The organism is uncultured Ralstonia sp. (assembly GCA_913056305.1).
Lineage (GTDB): Bacteria > Pseudomonadota > Gammaproteobacteria > Burkholderiales > Burkholderiaceae > Ralstonia.
Map to the genome: position 1 here is coordinate 1 of CAJXMR010000033.1, position 16,599 is coordinate 16,599.

General features: G+C 68.0%; 17 protein-coding genes. 12 read left to right on the plus strand and 5 right to left on the minus strand.

Annotated features, from left to right (window positions below):
* Together QZ609_RS08165 and QZ609_RS08170 are read left to right on the plus strand one after the other, a co-directional pair.
* Positions 1 to 539: DUF444 family protein (locus tag QZ609_RS08165; protein ID WP_295493108.1), on the plus strand; the 539-nt coding region annotated here is incomplete at its 5' end.
* 82 nt (positions 540 to 621) lie between these two features.
* Positions 622 to 2,130, plus strand: a complete 1,509-nt coding sequence (locus QZ609_RS08170) for a SpoVR family protein (RefSeq protein WP_295493111.1) — start codon at positions 622 to 624, stop codon at positions 2,128 to 2,130.
* Between the two features lie 39 nt (positions 2,131 to 2,169).
* Here the strand turns inward: QZ609_RS08170 and QZ609_RS08175 are convergent, their stop codons facing one another.
* The 3 genes from QZ609_RS08175 to QZ609_RS08185 all read right to left on the minus strand — a co-directional run bounded on the left by QZ609_RS08175 (position 2,170) and on the right by QZ609_RS08185 (position 4,098).
* Positions 2,170 to 2,964 carry a glycosyltransferase family 2 protein gene (locus QZ609_RS08175; protein WP_295493114.1) on the minus strand — a complete coding sequence of 265 codons (795 nt, stop codon included), beginning with the start codon at positions 2,962 to 2,964 and terminating at the stop codon, positions 2,170 to 2,172.
* A 23-nt stretch (positions 2,965 to 2,987) separates the two neighbouring features.
* Positions 2,988 to 3,704 carry a 3-oxoacyl-ACP reductase FabG gene (gene fabG, locus QZ609_RS08180; protein ID WP_295493116.1) on the minus strand — a complete coding sequence of 239 codons (717 nt, stop codon included), beginning with the start codon at positions 3,702 to 3,704 and terminating at the stop codon, positions 2,988 to 2,990.
* Positions 3,705 to 3,813: 109 nt separating this feature from the next.
* Positions 3,814 to 4,098 (minus strand): phosphopantetheine-binding protein, encoded by a 285-nt coding sequence (locus QZ609_RS08185; protein ID WP_295493118.1) that lies wholly within the window; start codon positions 4,096 to 4,098, stop codon positions 3,814 to 3,816.
* A gap of 495 nt (positions 4,099 to 4,593) precedes the next feature.
* On the opposite strand from QZ609_RS08185, the gene QZ609_RS08190 reads away from it, so the two are divergent.
* The 10 genes from QZ609_RS08190 (at position 4,594) to QZ609_RS08235 (ending at position 14,904) form a co-directional block, all read left to right on the plus strand.
* Positions 4,594 to 5,250 (plus strand): hypothetical protein, encoded by a 657-nt coding sequence (locus tag QZ609_RS08190; protein ID WP_295493120.1) that lies wholly within the window; start codon positions 4,594 to 4,596, stop codon positions 5,248 to 5,250.
* A gap of 65 nt (positions 5,251 to 5,315) precedes the next feature.
* Positions 5,316 to 7,040, plus strand: coding sequence for an AMP-binding protein (locus tag QZ609_RS08195; protein ID WP_295493199.1), 1,725 nt, complete (start codon positions 5,316 to 5,318; stop codon positions 7,038 to 7,040).
* On the plus strand, positions 7,037 to 8,011 hold the full coding sequence (locus QZ609_RS08200; protein WP_295493122.1) for an acyl-CoA synthetase: 975 nt from the start codon (positions 7,037 to 7,039) through the stop codon (positions 8,009 to 8,011). The genes QZ609_RS08195 and QZ609_RS08200 overlap by 4 nt, the downstream gene beginning before the upstream one ends.
* A 3-nt stretch (positions 8,012 to 8,014) precedes the next feature.
* Positions 8,015 to 8,647: an outer membrane lipoprotein carrier protein LolA gene (locus tag QZ609_RS08205; protein WP_295493124.1), complete on the plus strand. Its 633-nt coding sequence runs from the start codon at positions 8,015 to 8,017 to the stop codon at positions 8,645 to 8,647.
* 3 nt (positions 8,648 to 8,650) lie between these two features.
* On the plus strand, positions 8,651 to 11,125 hold the full coding sequence (locus QZ609_RS08210) for an MMPL family transporter (protein ID WP_295493127.1): 2,475 nt from the start codon (positions 8,651 to 8,653) through the stop codon (positions 11,123 to 11,125).
* Positions 11,122 to 11,985 (plus strand): polysaccharide deacetylase family protein, encoded by an 864-nt coding sequence (locus tag QZ609_RS08215; protein WP_295493131.1) that lies wholly within the window; start codon positions 11,122 to 11,124, stop codon positions 11,983 to 11,985. Before QZ609_RS08210 ends, QZ609_RS08215 begins: the two co-directional genes overlap by 4 nt.
* A gap of 73 nt (positions 11,986 to 12,058) precedes the next feature.
* Complete coding sequence (locus tag QZ609_RS08220) at positions 12,059 to 13,267, plus strand: beta-ketoacyl-[acyl-carrier-protein] synthase family protein (protein ID WP_295493133.1); 1,209 nt, start codon at positions 12,059 to 12,061, stop codon at positions 13,265 to 13,267.
* Positions 13,268 to 13,276: 9 nt separating this feature from the next.
* Positions 13,277 to 14,098, plus strand: a complete 822-nt coding sequence (locus tag QZ609_RS08225; RefSeq protein WP_295493135.1) for a beta-ketoacyl synthase chain length factor — start codon at positions 13,277 to 13,279, stop codon at positions 14,096 to 14,098.
* A 2-nt stretch (positions 14,099 to 14,100) separates the two neighbouring features.
* Entirely contained in the window at positions 14,101 to 14,601 is a 501-nt protein-coding gene (locus QZ609_RS08230) for a hotdog family protein (protein ID WP_295493201.1), read from the plus strand.
* Between the two features lie 39 nt (positions 14,602 to 14,640).
* On the plus strand, positions 14,641 to 14,904 hold the full coding sequence (locus QZ609_RS08235) for a hypothetical protein (protein WP_295493138.1): 264 nt from the start codon (positions 14,641 to 14,643) through the stop codon (positions 14,902 to 14,904).
* A 102-nt stretch (positions 14,905 to 15,006) separates the two neighbouring features.
* On the opposite strand, the gene QZ609_RS08240 is transcribed toward QZ609_RS08235, so the two are convergent.
* Together QZ609_RS08240 and QZ609_RS08245 are read right to left on the minus strand one after the other, a co-directional pair.
* Positions 15,007 to 15,462, minus strand: coding sequence for a universal stress protein (locus QZ609_RS08240; RefSeq protein ID WP_295493141.1), 456 nt, complete (start codon positions 15,460 to 15,462; stop codon positions 15,007 to 15,009).
* A gap of 103 nt (positions 15,463 to 15,565) precedes the next feature.
* Positions 15,566 to 16,585: a zinc-dependent alcohol dehydrogenase family protein gene (locus QZ609_RS08245; protein ID WP_295493143.1), complete on the minus strand. Its 1,020-nt coding sequence runs from the start codon at positions 16,583 to 16,585 to the stop codon at positions 15,566 to 15,568.
* Positions 16,586 to 16,599 lie beyond the last annotated feature (14 nt).

Sequence of the window (16,599 nt, forward strand, 5' to 3'; positions counted from 1 at the left end):
CGCAGGCGCAGGCGGTGATGTTCTGCGTGATGGACGTGTCCGGCTCGATGGACGAGAGCCGCAAAGACCTCGCCAAGCGCTTCTTCATGCTGCTCTACCTGTTCCTGAAGCGGAACTACGAGCGCATCGATGTCATCTTCATCCGTCACCACACCGTGGCCAAGGAGGTGGATGAGGAAGACTTCTTCCATTCGCGCGAATCCGGCGGCACGGTCGTATCGAGCGCGCTCAAACTGGTCGCGGAAGTGATCCACGATCGCTACCCGCCCAGTCAGTGGAACATCTACTGCGCGCAGGTTTCCGACGGAGACAACTGGGCAGGCGATTCGGAGCTGTGCTCGCGCCTGCTGCGCGAGTCGATCCTGCCTGTGGTGCAGTACTACGCCTATATCGAGGTGGCGTCGGAAGAACCGCAGAATCTGTGGGAGGAGTATCTTGCAGTGAAGGCTGCGTACGACCACTTCGCGATGCAGCGCATCATCAAGGCCGACGAGATCTATCCGGTGTTGCACGATCTGTTCCAGAAGCGCGTCGCGTGATCGGCGGCATGTTGCAAGCAGTGCACGGGGTTGCTTCGGAGAACACGCTACGTGGTGTGTGAGGGAGTCAACGGGAGCGCGCATGGCCTACCTATCCACAGGCTCGGAATGGACCTTCGAGCTGATCAGGCGCTACGACCAGAGCATCGCCCGGATTGCCGCCGAGTTCGGGCTGGACACCTATCCGAACCAGATCGAGATCATCACGGCCGAGCAGATGCTCGACGCCTATGCCTCGTCCGGCCTGCCGCTGGGCTACAACCACTGGTCGTACGGCAAGCACTTCCTGGCCTCTGAGCGCAGCTACCAGCGCGGCCACATGGGGTTGGCCTATGAGATCGTCATCAACTCCAACCCCTGCATCGCCTACCTGATGGAGGAGAACACCCTGCCGATGCAGGCGCTGACGATCGCGCATGCCTGCTATGGGCACAACTCGTTCTTCAAGGGCAACTACCTGTTCCGCACCTGGACCAACGCCGACGCCATCGTCGACTACCTGCTGTTCGCCAAGAACTACGTGGCCGAATGTGAGCAACGCTACGGCGAGCAGGAGGTGGAGCTGTTGCTCGATTCGTGCCACGCGCTGCAGAACTATGGTGTCGACCGCTACCGGCGGCCCAAGAAGCTGTCGATCACGGAGGAGAAGGCGCTCCAGGCCGAGCGGGAGAAATACCTGGAGATGCAGGTCAACGACCTGTGGCGCACGTTGCCCAAGCACCGCTCGCATGCGGTGGCGACCGTGGATGCGGCGCCCGAGCCGGAACCGAAATTCCCGCCCGAACCGGAGGAGAACCTCCTCTACTTCATCGAGAAGAACGCGCCCAAGCTGCGCCCGTGGCAGCGGGAGATCGTGCGCATCGTGCGCAAGATCGCGCAGTATTTCTATCCGCAGCGGCAGACCAAGGTGATGAACGAGGGCTGGGCCACGTTCTGGCACTACACCATCCTGCACCAGCTCTACGACGAGAAGCTCGTCAACGATGCCTTCATGCTGGAGCTGCTGCAGGCGCACACCAACGTGATCTACCAGCCGCCGTATTACCACCCGGGCTACAACGGCCTCAACCCGTACACGCTCGGCTTCCAGATGTTTCAGGACATCCGTCGAATCTGCGAGGCGCCGACCGACGAAGATGCCCGCTGGGCGCCCGAGATCGCCGGCAGCGACTGGCGTGAGACGCTCGACTTCGCCATGCGCAACTTCAAGGACGAGAGCTTCCTGCTGCAGTTCCTGTCGCCGCGGGTGATCCGCGAGCTCAAGCTGTTCTCTGTGCTGGATGACGACCGCGAGTCCAAGCTGCGCGTCACCGCCATCCACGACGACGAGGGCTACCGCATGATCCGCCAACTGCTGGCGAGCCAGTATGACCTGTCGAACGTCGAGCCCAATATCCAGGTGACCAACGTCGACGTGGGTGGCGACCGCTCGCTGACGCTGCGCCATCTGCAGAGCAATCGTCGGCCCCTGGCGCCCAACTACCAAGAAATGGTGCGGCACGTGGCCCGGCTGTGGGGCTTCACCAGCCGGCTGGAGGTGGTCTACGAAGACGGCCGGCGCGAGATGAAGGTCGAGTGCAAGCCGGAGTAGCGCGCCGGAGTCAGGTGCGTCCGGCGCAGCGTTTGACGCCTAGCGCCGGGCTGGCGCGTGGGGATGGCCATCGCGCCTGAAGCGCCGCGCGATCAGCATGGGCAGGCGCAGCAGGAAGCCGAACACCAGCCGCAGGTGCATCGATACCAACAGCACGTTGTCGCGACCGTAGTGGAAGTGCGAGACGCCGCCCTCGGCCTTGCGGAAATAGCGCACGGGCGCTTCCAGACGGATCGGGCGCACTCCCGCCCAGCACAGGCGCACGGCCGCTTCCGGATCGAAGTCGAAGCCGCGCATCCAGGGCTGGCGATGCATGATCGCGGCCAGCGGCGCGATCGGATAAATGCGGAATCCAAACAGCGAATCGCCGATGCCGGACCACAGGGTTTCGATGTCGGTGAACAGGTTCGACAGGCGCCGGCCCTGCACGCGTACCTGCGGTGCGCTGGCGTCGAACTTCGGCAATCCCAGCACCATCGTGTCGGTCGCGGCCTGTGAGGCGGCCATGAAGGCGGGGATCAGGTGGGCGGGGTGCTGGCCGTCCGAATCCATCGTCAGCACATGCGTGAAGCCCTGCGCCGCCGCCGCATTGAGCCCGGCGAGCACCGCGACTCCCTTGCCCCGGTTGCGCGACAGCACGATCACGCGCAGCCCCGGGTCCTGCTCGGCCATGGCCTGCAGGCGGTCGGTGCTGCCGTCGGTGCTGCCGTCGACCACCACCCAGACGGGATTCCATTGCGCGCGCGCGCTGCGCACGGTGTCTTCCACCTTGACGCCCGGGTTGTAGCTGGGAATCAGGACGAGGTGCGTGGAGGAGGCGCGGTTCGATGGCATTGCTGGGTCGAAAGGATGCGTGGTTATGCGAGCCCGCCGTTGACCGACAGCACTTGCGCCGTGACGTAGGCGGCGGCATCGGATGCCAGGTACGCCACCATGCCCGCCACGTCTTCCGGCTGGCCGGCACGCTGGGCCGGCACCAGCTGCTTGATGCGCTCGGGCGGGAAGGCCTGCTCGGCCATTGGCGAGGCAATGATGCCGGGTGCCACCGCGTTGACCGTGATGCCACGCGACGCAAGTTCCAGCGCCAGCGACTTGGTGGCGCCAATTAACCCTGCCTTGGCGGCCGCATAGTTGACCTGGCCGCGATTGCCCATCACACCCGCTACCGAGGCGATGTTGATGATGCGCCCCCAGCGCGTGCGGATCATGGGCATCAGCAGCGGCTGAGTGACATTGAAGAAGCCATTGAGCGACACGTCGATCACGCGGCGCCATTGCTCCCGCGTCATGCCCGCCATCGGTGCATCGTCGTGGACGCCGGCGTTGTTGACGAGGATCTGCACCGGCGCGCCGTCCAGGACGCGGGCCAGCGCTGCCTCGGTCGCATCGGCATCGGTCACATCAAAGGCAATGGCGTGCGCAGCGCCGCCGGCCGCGACGATCCGTTGGGCGACGGCTTCCGCTTGCGCGAGGTTGTGATTCGCGTGGACCCAGACCTCGTGGCCAGCCTGGGCCAGCGACACGCTGATGGCCTGCCCGAGTGCGCCACTGCCACCTGTCACGAGCGCGCGCATCGCTGGTTCACTCCCATGCGTTGTCGGTTCCCACGATGACTACCGTGCCAGTGCTTGCGCAATTCGAAAATAGGCCGGTCGGATAGTGGGCGGATGAGACGGTGCCGCATCAGCGGGCGCGGTGCGCGGCGACATAAGCCGCCAACGAACCCAGCGTGGCGAAGATCTTTTCGTTATCCGGATTGCCCGAGCGCAGTTCGAAGCCGTATTTCTTCGAGATCAGCAGGGCGATTTCCAGAATATCGATGGAGTCGAGCGCAAAACCTTCGCCGTATAACGGAGTGTCGGCGGTCACGGTTTCGAGTTGAATATCTTCGAGATTCAATTCGCCGATCATCAATGCGGCGAGCTCTTTTTCCAGTTCATTCATCGTGCTTGCACGCGAGCGGCTCACAGCATGGGACGCGGCCAGAAACGACGTCCAATGCGCGCGAAGCCTTGTCAACCTGCCCGCGTCATTTGGGGGTCGTTTAAGCTAGGCGGATTCTAGACGAAGGGTTACACATCGTATACCGCGCAACCGTGACAAAGCCCCGGGACTGCCGGCCCCCCGTGTGTGACGCCTACGCACGGATGGCTTGCGTGGTGCGGGGAAGGGAAGGCCGCCTGCGGCGCATAGCGGCGCCAATTCGTACAAACGGTTACAAAACACAGCGGCCCCGGCCCCGGAGATGTCCGCCCAGGGCTCTAGAATGTGCCCGCCAAAACGCACCGGCCGCAATGACCGGCCACATGAGATGCGTATGATGAATGGCAAGGCCGGCGGGGGCCGGCAGACCCTGGCAGACCCCGGCGGGTCTGCGTTGACGTACCCAACTATGCAGTGCAAGTCTTGTTTCCATCTTCCGGTCAGCCGACGTGTGGTCTGCCGCCCCATCGGGAGGGCGCGTTGGGCACGCTGAGTGGCTTCGCACGCGGGGCCGCGGGCATCGCTGCGGTCGTGGCGTACCAGCTTGGCGCGCACTACGCGGCCGCCACGCCGGGTGCGCATGGCTTCGGGCTCGCCATGGCACTCGTGCCGCCGCTGGCGATTGCGCTGGTGGCCGTATTGCGCTCGGCGCGGCGTGTCTGGCTGCTGCCGCTCTGGGTGGTCGTTTGCGCGGCGCTCTGGTTGGCGCGCGTGCCACTCGCTGGCCATTTCGAGTGGGGCCTGTACCTGGAGCACGTCGGCTTCAACCTGACGATGGCGGTCGTGTTCGGCCACACGCTCGCGGCCGGGCGCGAACCGCTGTGCAGCCGGTTCGCGGTGATGGTCCACGGCACGCTCACGCCGGCGGTCGCGCGCTATACGCGGCAGATCACGCTTGCGTGGACGCTGTTCTTCCTGGCGACGGCCGCGGTGTCCACGCTGCTGTTTGCAATGTCGTCGATTGTCGTCTGGGCCACCTTTGCCAACTACCTGGCGCTGCCGTTGGTGGGCGTGATGTTCGTCGCCGAGTATGCGTGCCGGTGCATCGTGCTGCGAGACGAGCCGCGCGCCAGCCTGTTCGATTCCGTGCGTGCCTACCGTCAATCGACGCAGGCGCGAGCGGACCACGCTCGATGAACCGCCGACCGTGCTGCCTGGCACCGCTGCCACACGGATGGCTTGCCATGCCTTGTATTGACGCGATGCCGAGTTACCCGCTGGTATCCCATCCTTCGTTGGACCAGACCATCGCCTGGCGAGATGGCGCGCCGGTTTCCGTGCGCGCGTTCCTGGTCGATGTGACGCAGCTGGCCGCAGTGCTCCCTGCGGGTGGTCACGTCTTCAACGCCTGCGCCGACCGCTACCGTTTTGCCGTCGGCTTGTGTGCGACGCTGGTCGCGGGCAAGGTCAGCCTGCTGCCGCCCATGCAGACGCCCGAGATGGTGCGCCAGCTGGCGGCCTTCGCACCCGATGTGTTCTGCCTGCACGACGCTCCGGACTGCGCCATCGATCTGCCGCGCTTGCGCTATCCGGCGCTGCCTCAGCCGGCCGACGCTCCCGTCGAGGTCCCGCAGATCGACGCCGCGCAGGTCATGGCCTACCTGTTCACTTCCGGCTCGACAGGGACGCCCGTGCCGCATCGCAAGACATGGGGCGCGCTGGTCCGCGCCATGCAGGCGGCGACCGACCGCCTCGGGTTGCGAGATGGGTGCGCCTACACGCTGGTCGGGACGGTGCCCGCGCAGCACATGTACGGCTTTGAGGTGACAGTGCTGCTGGCCCTGCAGGGCGGCCTGGCCTTCAGCAACGGGCAGCCGTTCTATCCGGCCGATATCCGCGCTGCGCTTGAAGCGGTACCGCAGCCGCGCGTGCTGGTGACCTCGCCCATCCACCTGCGCGCGCTGCTCGCGTCGGAGCAGGCGCTGCCGCCGGCCGCGCTGGTGCTGTCGGCCACCGCGCCGCTCGCCCAAGCGCTAGCGCAGGAGGCCGAGACGCGCCTCGCCGCGCCGCTGGTAGAAATCTACGGCAGCACCGAGACCGGCCAGGTCGCGTCGCGGCGGACGGCTCGGGAGGACACCTGGCACCTGTACCCGGGGTTGCGGCTGGCGTCGCGTGCCAGTGCGGACGAAGATGACGGGCCGACCGTCTGGGTGTCGGGTGGTCACGTGGAAACACCCGTGCCGATGGGCGATTCACTTGAGTTGCTCGACGACACGGATTTTCGCCTGCACGGCCGCAAGGCCGATCTCATCAACATCGCCGGCAAGCGCACCTCGCTGGCCTATCTGAACCATCAGCTCACCGCGATACCGGGCGTGGTGGATGGCGTGTTCTTCATGCCGGACGACAGCACGGCCGCCGCGCACCAGCAGGGTGGGGAGCCGGTGGCGCGTCTGGCCGCGCTGGTGGTGGCGCCCGGTCTTGCCGCCGCCGACGTGCAGCACGCGCTGCGCGAGCGCATCGATGCGGCGTTCCTGCCGCGCCCGCTGCTTTTGGTGGAAGCGCTGCCGCGCAATGCCACGGGCAAGTTGCCGCGCGATGTGCTCGCCGGGCTTGTCGCGCAGCATGCGCTGCACACGCGCAGCGGGGGCGCGGGCAAGCTGCTGCTGCGCTTCACGATTCCGACCGACCACCCGGCCATGCCCGGTCATTTCCCCGGGCACCCGATCGTGCCGGGTGTGGTGCTGCTCGACCACGCCATCAGCGCGATCGGTGCGGCGCTGGGCCGATCGGTTGACGCGTGCCGGCTGAGCTCGGCCAAGTTCCCGAGCCCGGCCGCGCCGGGCGTGCCGCTCGACGTAGCTTTCGAGGCCACGGCCAGTGGCGCGATCCGCTTTAGCGTGTGCGACGGCGCCCGCGAGGTGGCCAGCGGTGTGCTGTCCGCGCCGTCGACCCCGTCAACCACCTTGGAGGCCGTGCCCACATGAAGCGCACCGAGTGGGCCGAGCGTGAGGAGCGCAGCAACGTACCGCTGCTGCGCGCCATGACCTGGATTTCGCTGCGCTGCGGGCGGCCGTTCGGCCGCGTCGTGCTGCGGCTGGTGGCGGCCTATTTCGTGGTGTTCTCGCCGGCGGCGCGCCGGGCCTCGCGCGACTATCTGCGCCGCGTGCTTGGCCGGCCGGCAAGCTGGCGCGACGTCTACCAGCATGTCTTCACCTTTGCCGCCACGATCCACGACCGTATCTACCTGATGCACGGGCGCTTCGACCTGTTCGATATCCACCTGCACGGGGAAGCGCTGATCAGCGCGGCGCTTGCGCAGGGGCGCGGCGTGTTCCTGGTGGGCGCGCATCTGGGCAGCTTCGAGGTGGTGCGCGCGCTCGGGCGCACGCAGCCAGACATGCGGGTCGTCATCACAATGTACGAGGACAATGCGCGCCGGATCAACGAGACGCTCGCCGCTGTGAATCCGGCCGCCAAACCGGAGGTGATCGCCCTTGGGCGCGTGGATGCGATGCTCAAGGTGCGCGAGGCGCTCGACCGCAACTGCATGGTCGGCATGCTGGCCGACCGTACGCTGCTGCGCGAAGCCGGCAATTCGACGCAGCGCGTGCCCTTTCTCGGCACGCCGGCCGCGTTTCCGCTCGGGCCGCTGCACATGGCGGCAATGCTCAAGCGCCCGGTGGTGTTCATGACGGGCCTGTATCGTGGCGACAACCGCTACGAAGTCCGGTTTGAAGCGCTGGCCGACTTCTCGAACGTGCCACGCGATGAACGCACCGCCGCAGTCCAGGCCGCGCTGTCGCGCTATGTCGCACTGCTTGAGCAGACCTGCCGCGCCGCGCCGTACAACTGGTTCAACTACTTCGATTTCTGGCAGGGTGCCGACGATGAGGATGCGGCCAATGCGCACCACGCTGCATCGTCCGCCAATCAGCCAGCCACCCGGGAACCCTGACGCATGACGCTCACGCGCCGCTTCCTTCGTGCCCGCCAACGGGCGTTCCTGGCCATCGCCGCCGCCATTGCCATCGTCGCTGTCATGGTTGCAGGCCCCGTCTGCGCCGAGGGGGCGGGCGCGCCCGGCTGGAACCTGGACCGCCTGATGTCCACCCTGGCGCGCAACAAGTCCGGCCGTGCCACCTTCGTCGAGACCAAGTACCTCTCGATTGCCGCGCAGCCCGTGGAGTCGTCCGGCGAGCTGGTGTTCGTGGCGCCGGATCATCTGGAAAAGCACACGCTCAGCCCCAAGCCGGAGCATCTCGTGGTCGACGGCGACAAGCTGACCATCGAGCGCAACCAGCGCAAGATGACGTTGCCACTGGGCCAGTACCCGGAGCTGAGCGCGTTCATCGACAGCATCCGCGCCACGCTGGCCGGTAACCGCTTCGCGCTGGAGCAGGTGTACAAGGTGGCGATCACGGGGCGGGGCGAAGACTGGACGCTCACGCTCACCCCGCTCGACGCGCGCATGCTGAAGGCGGTCAGCACGATCACGCTCGATGGCACGCGCGACCGGTTGCGCAGCGTCGCCATCCAGCAGGCCGACGGCGACCATTCGGTCATGCGGCTCAAAGACACCGCGCCCAACTGACCGATGCACGCACGGACACCGAACGGACCCACAGCGCACGGTATCGGCGCGCGGCTGCGCCAGCGAGCAGTGCTGGTGTGGCTGCTGTGCCTGCTGGCCTGCGCGGTGGTGATCGCCCGCACGACCTTTGTGGCCGATCTGTCCGCCTTCCTGCCGCGCTCGCCGAGCGCCGGGCAGCGCGTGCTGGTCGACCAATTGCGCGATGGGCTGGTGTCGCGCTTGATCCTGGTCGGCATCGAAGGCGCCGATGCGCCGACGCGTGCCGAGCTGTCGCGGCAGTTGGCGGCGGCGTTGCGCCATGACGCGCAATTTGCGGCGGTCAGCAACGGCGAGCCCGTCAACGAAGCGCGCGACCAGCGCTTCCTCTTCGCGCATCGCTACGTGCTCAGCCCGGCGGTGACGCCGCAGCGCTTCTCCGCCGCCGGCCTGCACCAGGCGCTGGGCGACAGCCTCGACCTGCTGAGTTCTTCGGCTGGCCTGTTCACCAAGGCTTTGCTGCCGCGCGACCCAACCGGCGAGGTGGCCGCGCTGGTCAGCCAGCTCGACAGCGCGGCACAACCGCAGTCGAGCCATGGCGTGTGGGCCTCGCGCGATGGCCGGCGCGCCGTGCTGGTGCTGCAGACAACCGGCGCGGGCTCCGATACCGACGCGCAGGCGCGCGCGATCGATGCCGTGCGCGGCGCCTTCGACGCGGCGGCGCGCGCCGTGCCGGGCGCCGCGTCATGCCGCGTGCTGATGACCGGCCCGGGCGTCTTCTCGGTCGACGCGCGCGACACCATCAAGCATGACGTGGAGCGCCTCTCCGTTCTGAGCCTCGTGCTGATCGTGGCTTTGCTGCTGACGGTCTATCGGTCACCACGCACGCTGGCGCTTGGGCTTTTGCCGGTGCTCTCGGGCGTGGCGGTGGGGCTGGCCTCGGTCAGCCTCGCGTTCGGCAGCGTGCATGGTTTGACGCTCGGTTTCGGCACCACGCTGATCGGCGAGGCGGTCGACTATTCGATCTACCTGTTCGTGCAATCCGCACAGACGCGCCCGGGCACAGCGCGCGCCTCGGACGCGATGCGTGATTGGCTTGCCGCGTATTGGCCGACCATCCGGCTTGGTGTGCTGACCTCGGTGTGCGGGTTTGCATCGATGCTGTTCTCCGGCTTTCCGGGGCTGGTGCAGCTCGGGCTGTACTCGATCACCGGGCTGGCAACGGCGGCGCTGGTCACGCGCTTCGTGCTGCCGCATCTGCGCGGCACGCAGTTCGCCATCCGCGATGTGTCGCGGCTGGGCGCGGCGCTTGCGCGTGCGGTGCAGGCGGCGCCCCGGTTGCGCTGGCCGCTGGTGCTGTTGCTGGTGGCCGCCTGCACGACGCTCGTGCTGCATCGGGACCGCCTGTGGAGCCGCGAACTCGCCGCGCTGAGCCCGGTGCCAGCGCAGAGCCAGGCGCTCGATGCGAGCCTGCGCGCCGACGTGGGCGCGCCGGACGTGCGCTATCTGGTGGTGGTGCCGGCCGCCAGCGAGCAGGGCGCGCTTGAGGGTGCCGAGCGGGTGGCTGCGCAGTTGCAGCCGCTGGTGGGGCAGGGCGTGCTGGCCGGCTTCGAGAGCCCCGCGCGCTACCTGCCCAGCGATGCCGCACAGCGTGCGCGCGTCGCCAGCCTGCCGCCAGCCGATGAACTTGCCATGCGCATGCGTGGCGCAGTGGCGGATCAGCCGATCAGCGTCAAACCGGAGCTGTTCGCGCCCTTCATCGCCGATGTGGAGGCCGCGCGCAAGCAGCCGCTGCTGCGGCGCGCCGATCTGCAGGGCACCTCGATGGCGCTGGCCGTCGATGCCCTGCTGGCCGAGCGCGGCGGCCGCTGGAGCGCCATGCTCCCGTTGCGCGCGCCGCAGGCAGCGCAGGGGAGCCTCGATGCAAGCCCGATCCGCGCCGCCGTGGAACGCGCGCAGGTGCCGGACGCGCTCTTCATCGACATGAAGGCCGAGGCCGACCGCCTCTATGTGGACTACGTGCACGAGGACATCCGCCTGTCGCTCGCCGGGTTTGCGGCGATTGCCGTGCTGCTGCTGATCGCGCTGCGCTCGCCGCGGCAGGCGGCGCGCGCGCTGGCACCGCTGGTGGCCGCGGTGCTGGTGGTCACGGCCGGCTTTGCGCTGGCGGGTACGCAGCTCACCATCCTGCACCTGGTCGGCATGCTGCTGATCGTGGCCGTCGGCTCGAACTACGCGCTGTTCTTCAATCCACCCGCCGGTGTGGTGGGCGCCCAGGCGGTGACGCCGCAGACACTGGTGTCGCTGCTGGTGGCCAATCTGGCGACGGTGGCCGGCTTTGGCTTGCTGGCGCTGTCACGCGTGCCCATGCTGGAGACGTTTGGGCTTACCGTTGGCCCCGGCGCCATCCTTGCGTTGTGGTTTGCCGCGATCCTCGCGCCAACGCCCACCAGCGCGGCGGGGCAGACGCTGCCCGTGTCCCGTCATGGAGATCCGGTATGACGCCGCCGCTACCCACAACGCCCGGCACCGCGCGCCGTTGGCGGCCGACGCCGCTCATCACCGGGAGTGCGGCGCTCCACGCCGGCGCAGTGGCGGCGGTCGTGGCCCAGCCCGCGTGGTGGCCGTGGGCGGCGGGTGGCGTGGTGGCCTCGCACCTGGCGCTGATGACGGCTGGGCTGTGGCCGCGCAGCGCGCTGCTCGGCCCCAACTGGACCCGACTGCCCGAAGGCGCCGGCAACCGGATCGCGCTCACCATCGACGATGGCCCGCACCCGGAAGTCACGCCGCGTGTGCTCGACCTGCTCGACCGCTACGAGGCCCACGCGACGTTCTTCTGCATCGGGGATGTGGCACGGCGGTATCCGCAGTGGGTCGAGGCCATCGTCGCTCGCGGGCATGCGGTGGAAAACCATAGCCAGCGCCATCGGCACAACTTCTCGCTGCTGGGCCCGGGCGCGCTGCGGCGCGAGATCGAGGCCGCGCAGGCTACGTTGACCGAGCTCAGCGGTACCCGGCCGCTGTTCTTCCGCGCACCGGCGGGGCTGCGCAATCCTTTCCTGGAGCCGGTGCTGTGCCAGCTCGGCCTGCAACTGGCGAGTTGGACCCGTCGCGGCTTCGATACCCGCTCGCGCGATGCCGATGCCGTGGCGCGCCGCCTGCTGCACGGCCTGGCCGCGCGCGACATCCTGCTGGTCCACGACGGCCATGCGGCGCGCGATGCGCGGGGCGAGCCGGTTGTACTCGATGCGTTGGCGGCGGTGCTGCGTGCGGCGCAAGCGGCGCAATTGCATTGCACGACACTGCGCGCGGCGATCGCGCCTGACACGTTGTACCCAGCCGGATCGGAAGCCCCCGTTTGATAAAATTTCATCATCTGCGGCGCCGGCATCGCCGATGAGGTGCCCCGCAGATCCATCCCTGAATCAGACCGCTGTGAAACCCTTACTGCTCTCGCATTTCAGCGCCACAAGCTGTGCCGGACGTGGCCTCGACGCCACGCTCGGCGCGTTGCGCGGGCAGCGCGGCGGCCTGGTGCCGTGCGATTTCGAGCGTGCGGACCTCGCCACCTGGATCGGCCCCGTGGAGGGCGTCGACGCACAGCCGGTGCGCGCGGATCTTGCCGACTTCGAGTGCCGCAACAACCGCCTCGCGCAGATCGGCCTCACGCAGGACGGCTTTGCCGAGGGCGTGGAAGCGGCCAAGGCGCGCTACGGCGCACACCGTGTCGGCGTGTTTGTCGGCACCAGCACGGCCGGCATCCTGCAGACCGAGCTGGCCTACCGGCGACGCGATCCGCAGACCGGCGCGCTGCCGGCCGACTTCCACTACGCGCAGACACACAACCCGTATTCGCCCGCCGCGTTCGTGCGCGCGTATTTCGCGCTGCATGGCCCGGCCATGGCGATTTCGTCCGCCTGCTCGTCCAGCGCCAAGGTGTTCGGTTCGGCGCGGCGCATGCTGGAGGCGGGCCTGATCGACGCGGCCGTCGTGGGTGGCGTTGATTCGCTGTGCCTGACCACGCTGTATGGGTTCAATTCGCTGGAGTTGCTGTCGGCGCAGCCGTGCCGGCCGTTTGATGTGGCGCGCGACGGCATCTCCATCGGCGAGGCGGCGGCGTTCGCCCTGCTTGAGCGCGTGCCTGACGCGCCAGCGATGGACGACGATGCGATCCTGCTGCTCGGCATTGGCGAATCGAGCGACGCGCATCACATGTCGTCGCCGCATCCGGACGGGCTGGGCGCGCGCCTGGCGATGGAGCAGGCGCTGACCGCGAGCGGCCTCGACGCGCGCGAGATCGACTACATCAACCTGCACGGCACCGCCACGCCCAGCAACGACACCGCCGAAAGCCGCGCGGTCAACGCGTTGTTCGAGGGCACGCCGTGCAGTTCCACCAAGGGGGCGACCGGCCACACGCTGGGCGCAGCCGGTGCGCTGGAGGCGGTGATTGCGGCGCTGGCGCTGCGTCATCAGTTGCTGCCGGCCGGTATCAATACGACACAGGTCGACCCAGCGCTCGCCGTCGATTATGTGCTGACGAGCCGCCCCGCACCGCTGCGTGCCGTGCTGAGCAACGCATTCGGTTTTGGCGGCACCAATTGCAGCCTGGTGTTCGGCCGCGCAGATCGCGCGCGTGATTGATCCCTGCCCATGACCCGACTGAGCGCATTCATCGAAAGCATCGGCCTGCTGGGGCCCGGACTGCGGGACTGGCCGGACGCCGCGCAGGTGCTTGCCGGCCACGCTACCTATGTGCCCGAGCGCACGGCTTTGCCGGCGCCGGCGGGCTTGCCGCCGGCCGAGCGGCGCCGCACAGGCCAGGTCGTCAAGGTCGCGCTGGCCATCGGGCATGAAGCCGTGACGGCAAGCGGACGCGATGCGGCCACGCTTGCCACCGTGTTTGCCAGCTCGGGCGGCGATGGCCTGAACTGCCACGTGATCTGCGAAACGCTGGCGGGCGAAGATCGCCAGTTGTCGCCCACACGCTTCCACAACTCCGTGCACAACGCGCCGGCGGGCTACTGGAGCATCGCCACGCATGCCATGGCGCCATCCAACGTCCTGTGCGCGCATGACGGCAGCTTTGCCGCCGGCCTGCTGGAGAGCCTGTGCCAGGTTGCCGTGGACGCCGTGCCCAATCTGCTGATCGCGTTCGATGGCGACTACCCGGAACCGATCCGCGCGTTCCGGCCGGTGCCCGATGCGTTTGGCGTGGCGCTGGTGTTGGCGCCGCAAGCCAGCGCACATGCGCTGGCGCGCATCGATGCGCGCCTGACCGATGCGCCGGCCACCGTGCTCACGGCACCCGAACTGGAGCAACTGCGCCGCGACAATCCCGCCGCGCGCGCGTTGCCGTTGCTCGCGGCACTGGCGGCGCGCCGCTCGGCAAGCGTGGTGCTCGATTACCTGCCGGACACCCGGCTGCAGGTCGACCTCGAGCTGCCGGGTGCCCCCCGTGAGAGCGCGCAATGACGATGACGGCAAACGCGCTCCCGGCACCGCCGCTGGACCGTGCGTGGATCGCCGCGCGCATCCCGCACAGCGGCGCGATGTGCCTGCTGGATGAAGTCACCGCATGGGATGACGGCCGGATCTGCTGCACGGCGACAAGCCACCGCAACCCCGACAACCCGTTGCGGTCCAATGGACGGCTGGCGGCCGTGTGCGGCATCGAATATGCCGCGCAGGCCATGGCGGTGCATGGCGCGCTCATTGCGCAGACCCAGGAGCGCCCGCGTGCGGGCTTTCTGGCCAGCGTGCGGGGGGTCGAGGCGCATGTCGAACGGCTGGATGCGTTCGACGGGCCCTTGAGCGTCGAAGCCGAGCGCGTGGGCGGTGACGGCAACAACGTCCTGTACCGCTTCACGCTCCGTTGCGGCGAGCGCGTGCTCCTGACAGGCCGTGCGGCCGTCATGCTGGATGCGTCTGCCGCAAGCCTGGGTCACCTGAATGTGCCTGGCAAAGCCAGTGCTTAAGTCCGCAATATCGAGAAACGCTTTGAGAGGAACCGTATCGTGAAAGGCCGCCAATTCTTCTTGCTCGCCACGCTTCTGCTGGCGCTGTTCAGCACCGGGGCGCAGGCCGACCTGGCCGAGACAAAGGAAGACATCAAGCAGGGCACGAAGGATGCGGCCAAGAAGACGGGCCACGCGGTGCGCGAGGGTGCCCATGCCACGGGCCGGGCCGCCAAATCGTTCGGCCATGCCGTGGCCGACGGCGCACGCGCGACCAAGCACGCCGTCAAGCGGGTCTTCCACAAGGACGACTCGAGCGATTAAAAATGGGCGGCGGACGGGGAGAGGGAGTCCGGCGCGCCGCCCATGCAAACCAGCAGGAAGCCAGCCCGAGCGCTGGCTTGGGTCTGTTGCGGCGGGGCCGGCTCAGGTCTCGGCTTCGCTGCGCACCATCAGCACCGGTTTGTTGGTCTTGTGCACCACGCCTTCGGCCACGCTGCCCATGACCAGATGTTTGAGCCCACGGCGCCCGTGCGTGCCGAGCACGATCAGGTCGGCATTCGTTTCGTTGGCGTGCGCGACGATGGTCGAAGAGATCTGCCCGGGCGATACGGGCTTCTCCAGCAGCGTGGTGGTGTGCCGGATGCCTGCGGCCTGAAGCTTGGCGGCCGCCTGGGCGAGGGTTTCCTGGCCGAATTCGAGAATGCGCTCGGTGATGCCGAGCGCGTCAAAGCCGACGGTGTCGAAGAAGGCATCGGTGTTGTCGGCCACGAACAGCGCTTCCACTTCCGCGCCGCTCGCCTGTCCAACCAGGATTGCCTGATGCAGGGCCAGTTCCGATGCGTGGCTGCCGTCGACCGCAAGCAGGATGCGTTGATACATGACGTTCTCCCGAGGAGCTGCGCGAAGATTGCCTGTCGCGCACTTTAAGCGTAGGCGCTGGCGCGAAACAGTGGTTGATGCGCATCAACGCCGGTGAGCCGGCTCAGGCATCCGCTTCATGCACCTGCAGGACGGCCGCGCCCACCATGCGGCCGGCGCGCAGGTCGGCCAGCGCGGCGTTGGCCTCCGCCAGGGGGTACATGCTCACGTGGACGCGCAGCGGCACCGCTGCCGCCACCTGCATCAGCGCCAGGCCGTCGGCGCGGGTCAGGTTGGCCACCGACATCAGCTTGCGCTCCTCCCACAGCAGCCGGTAGGCAAACGCCGGGATGTCGCTCATGTGGATGCCGCCGCAGACCACTGTGCCGCCCTTGGTCACGGCCTGCAGCGCTAGCGGCACCAGCGTGCCCACCGGCGCGAAGATGAGCGCTGCATCGAGCGGCACCGGTGGCGCTTCGTCGCTCGCGCCGGCCCAGCACGCACCGGTGTCGCGGGCGAGCTGCTGGGCGGCGGCATCCCCCGCGCGGGTGAAGGCGTAGACCTCGCGCTGCTCCGCCACGGCAATCTGCGTGACCAGGTGCGCGGCCGCACCGAAGCCGTAGATGCCGAGGCGGCGGACATCGTTGGCCTCGCCGGCCATGCGAAGGGTGCGGTAGCCGATCAGCCCGGCGCATAGCAGCGGCGCGGCATGCGCATCGTCATAGCGATCGGGGATGGGCAGGCAGTAACGCGCGTCGCAGACGGCGTATTCGGCGTAGCCGCCGTCGCGGGTGTAGCCGGTGAAGCCGGCGTGGTCGCACAGGTTTTCGTGGTCGCGCAGGCAGAACGGGCAGGCGCCGCAGGTCCACCCGAGCCAGGGTACGCCCACCCGGTCGCCCGGCGCCAGCGCGGTCACGCCGGTGCCGCAGGCATCCACCGTGCCGACAATCTCGTGCCCCGGAATCAATGTCGGCTTCGGGTTGGGCAGCTCGCCGTCGACGATGTGCAGGTCGGTCCGGCAGACACCGCACACGGATACCACGATCCGGACTTCGCCTGGGCCGGGCGTTGGCACCGGTACCGACCGCAACGACAGCGGCGCCCCAGCGCGCGTATGGACCATGGCCTGCATGTGCTCTGGCATGACGGGACTCCGTA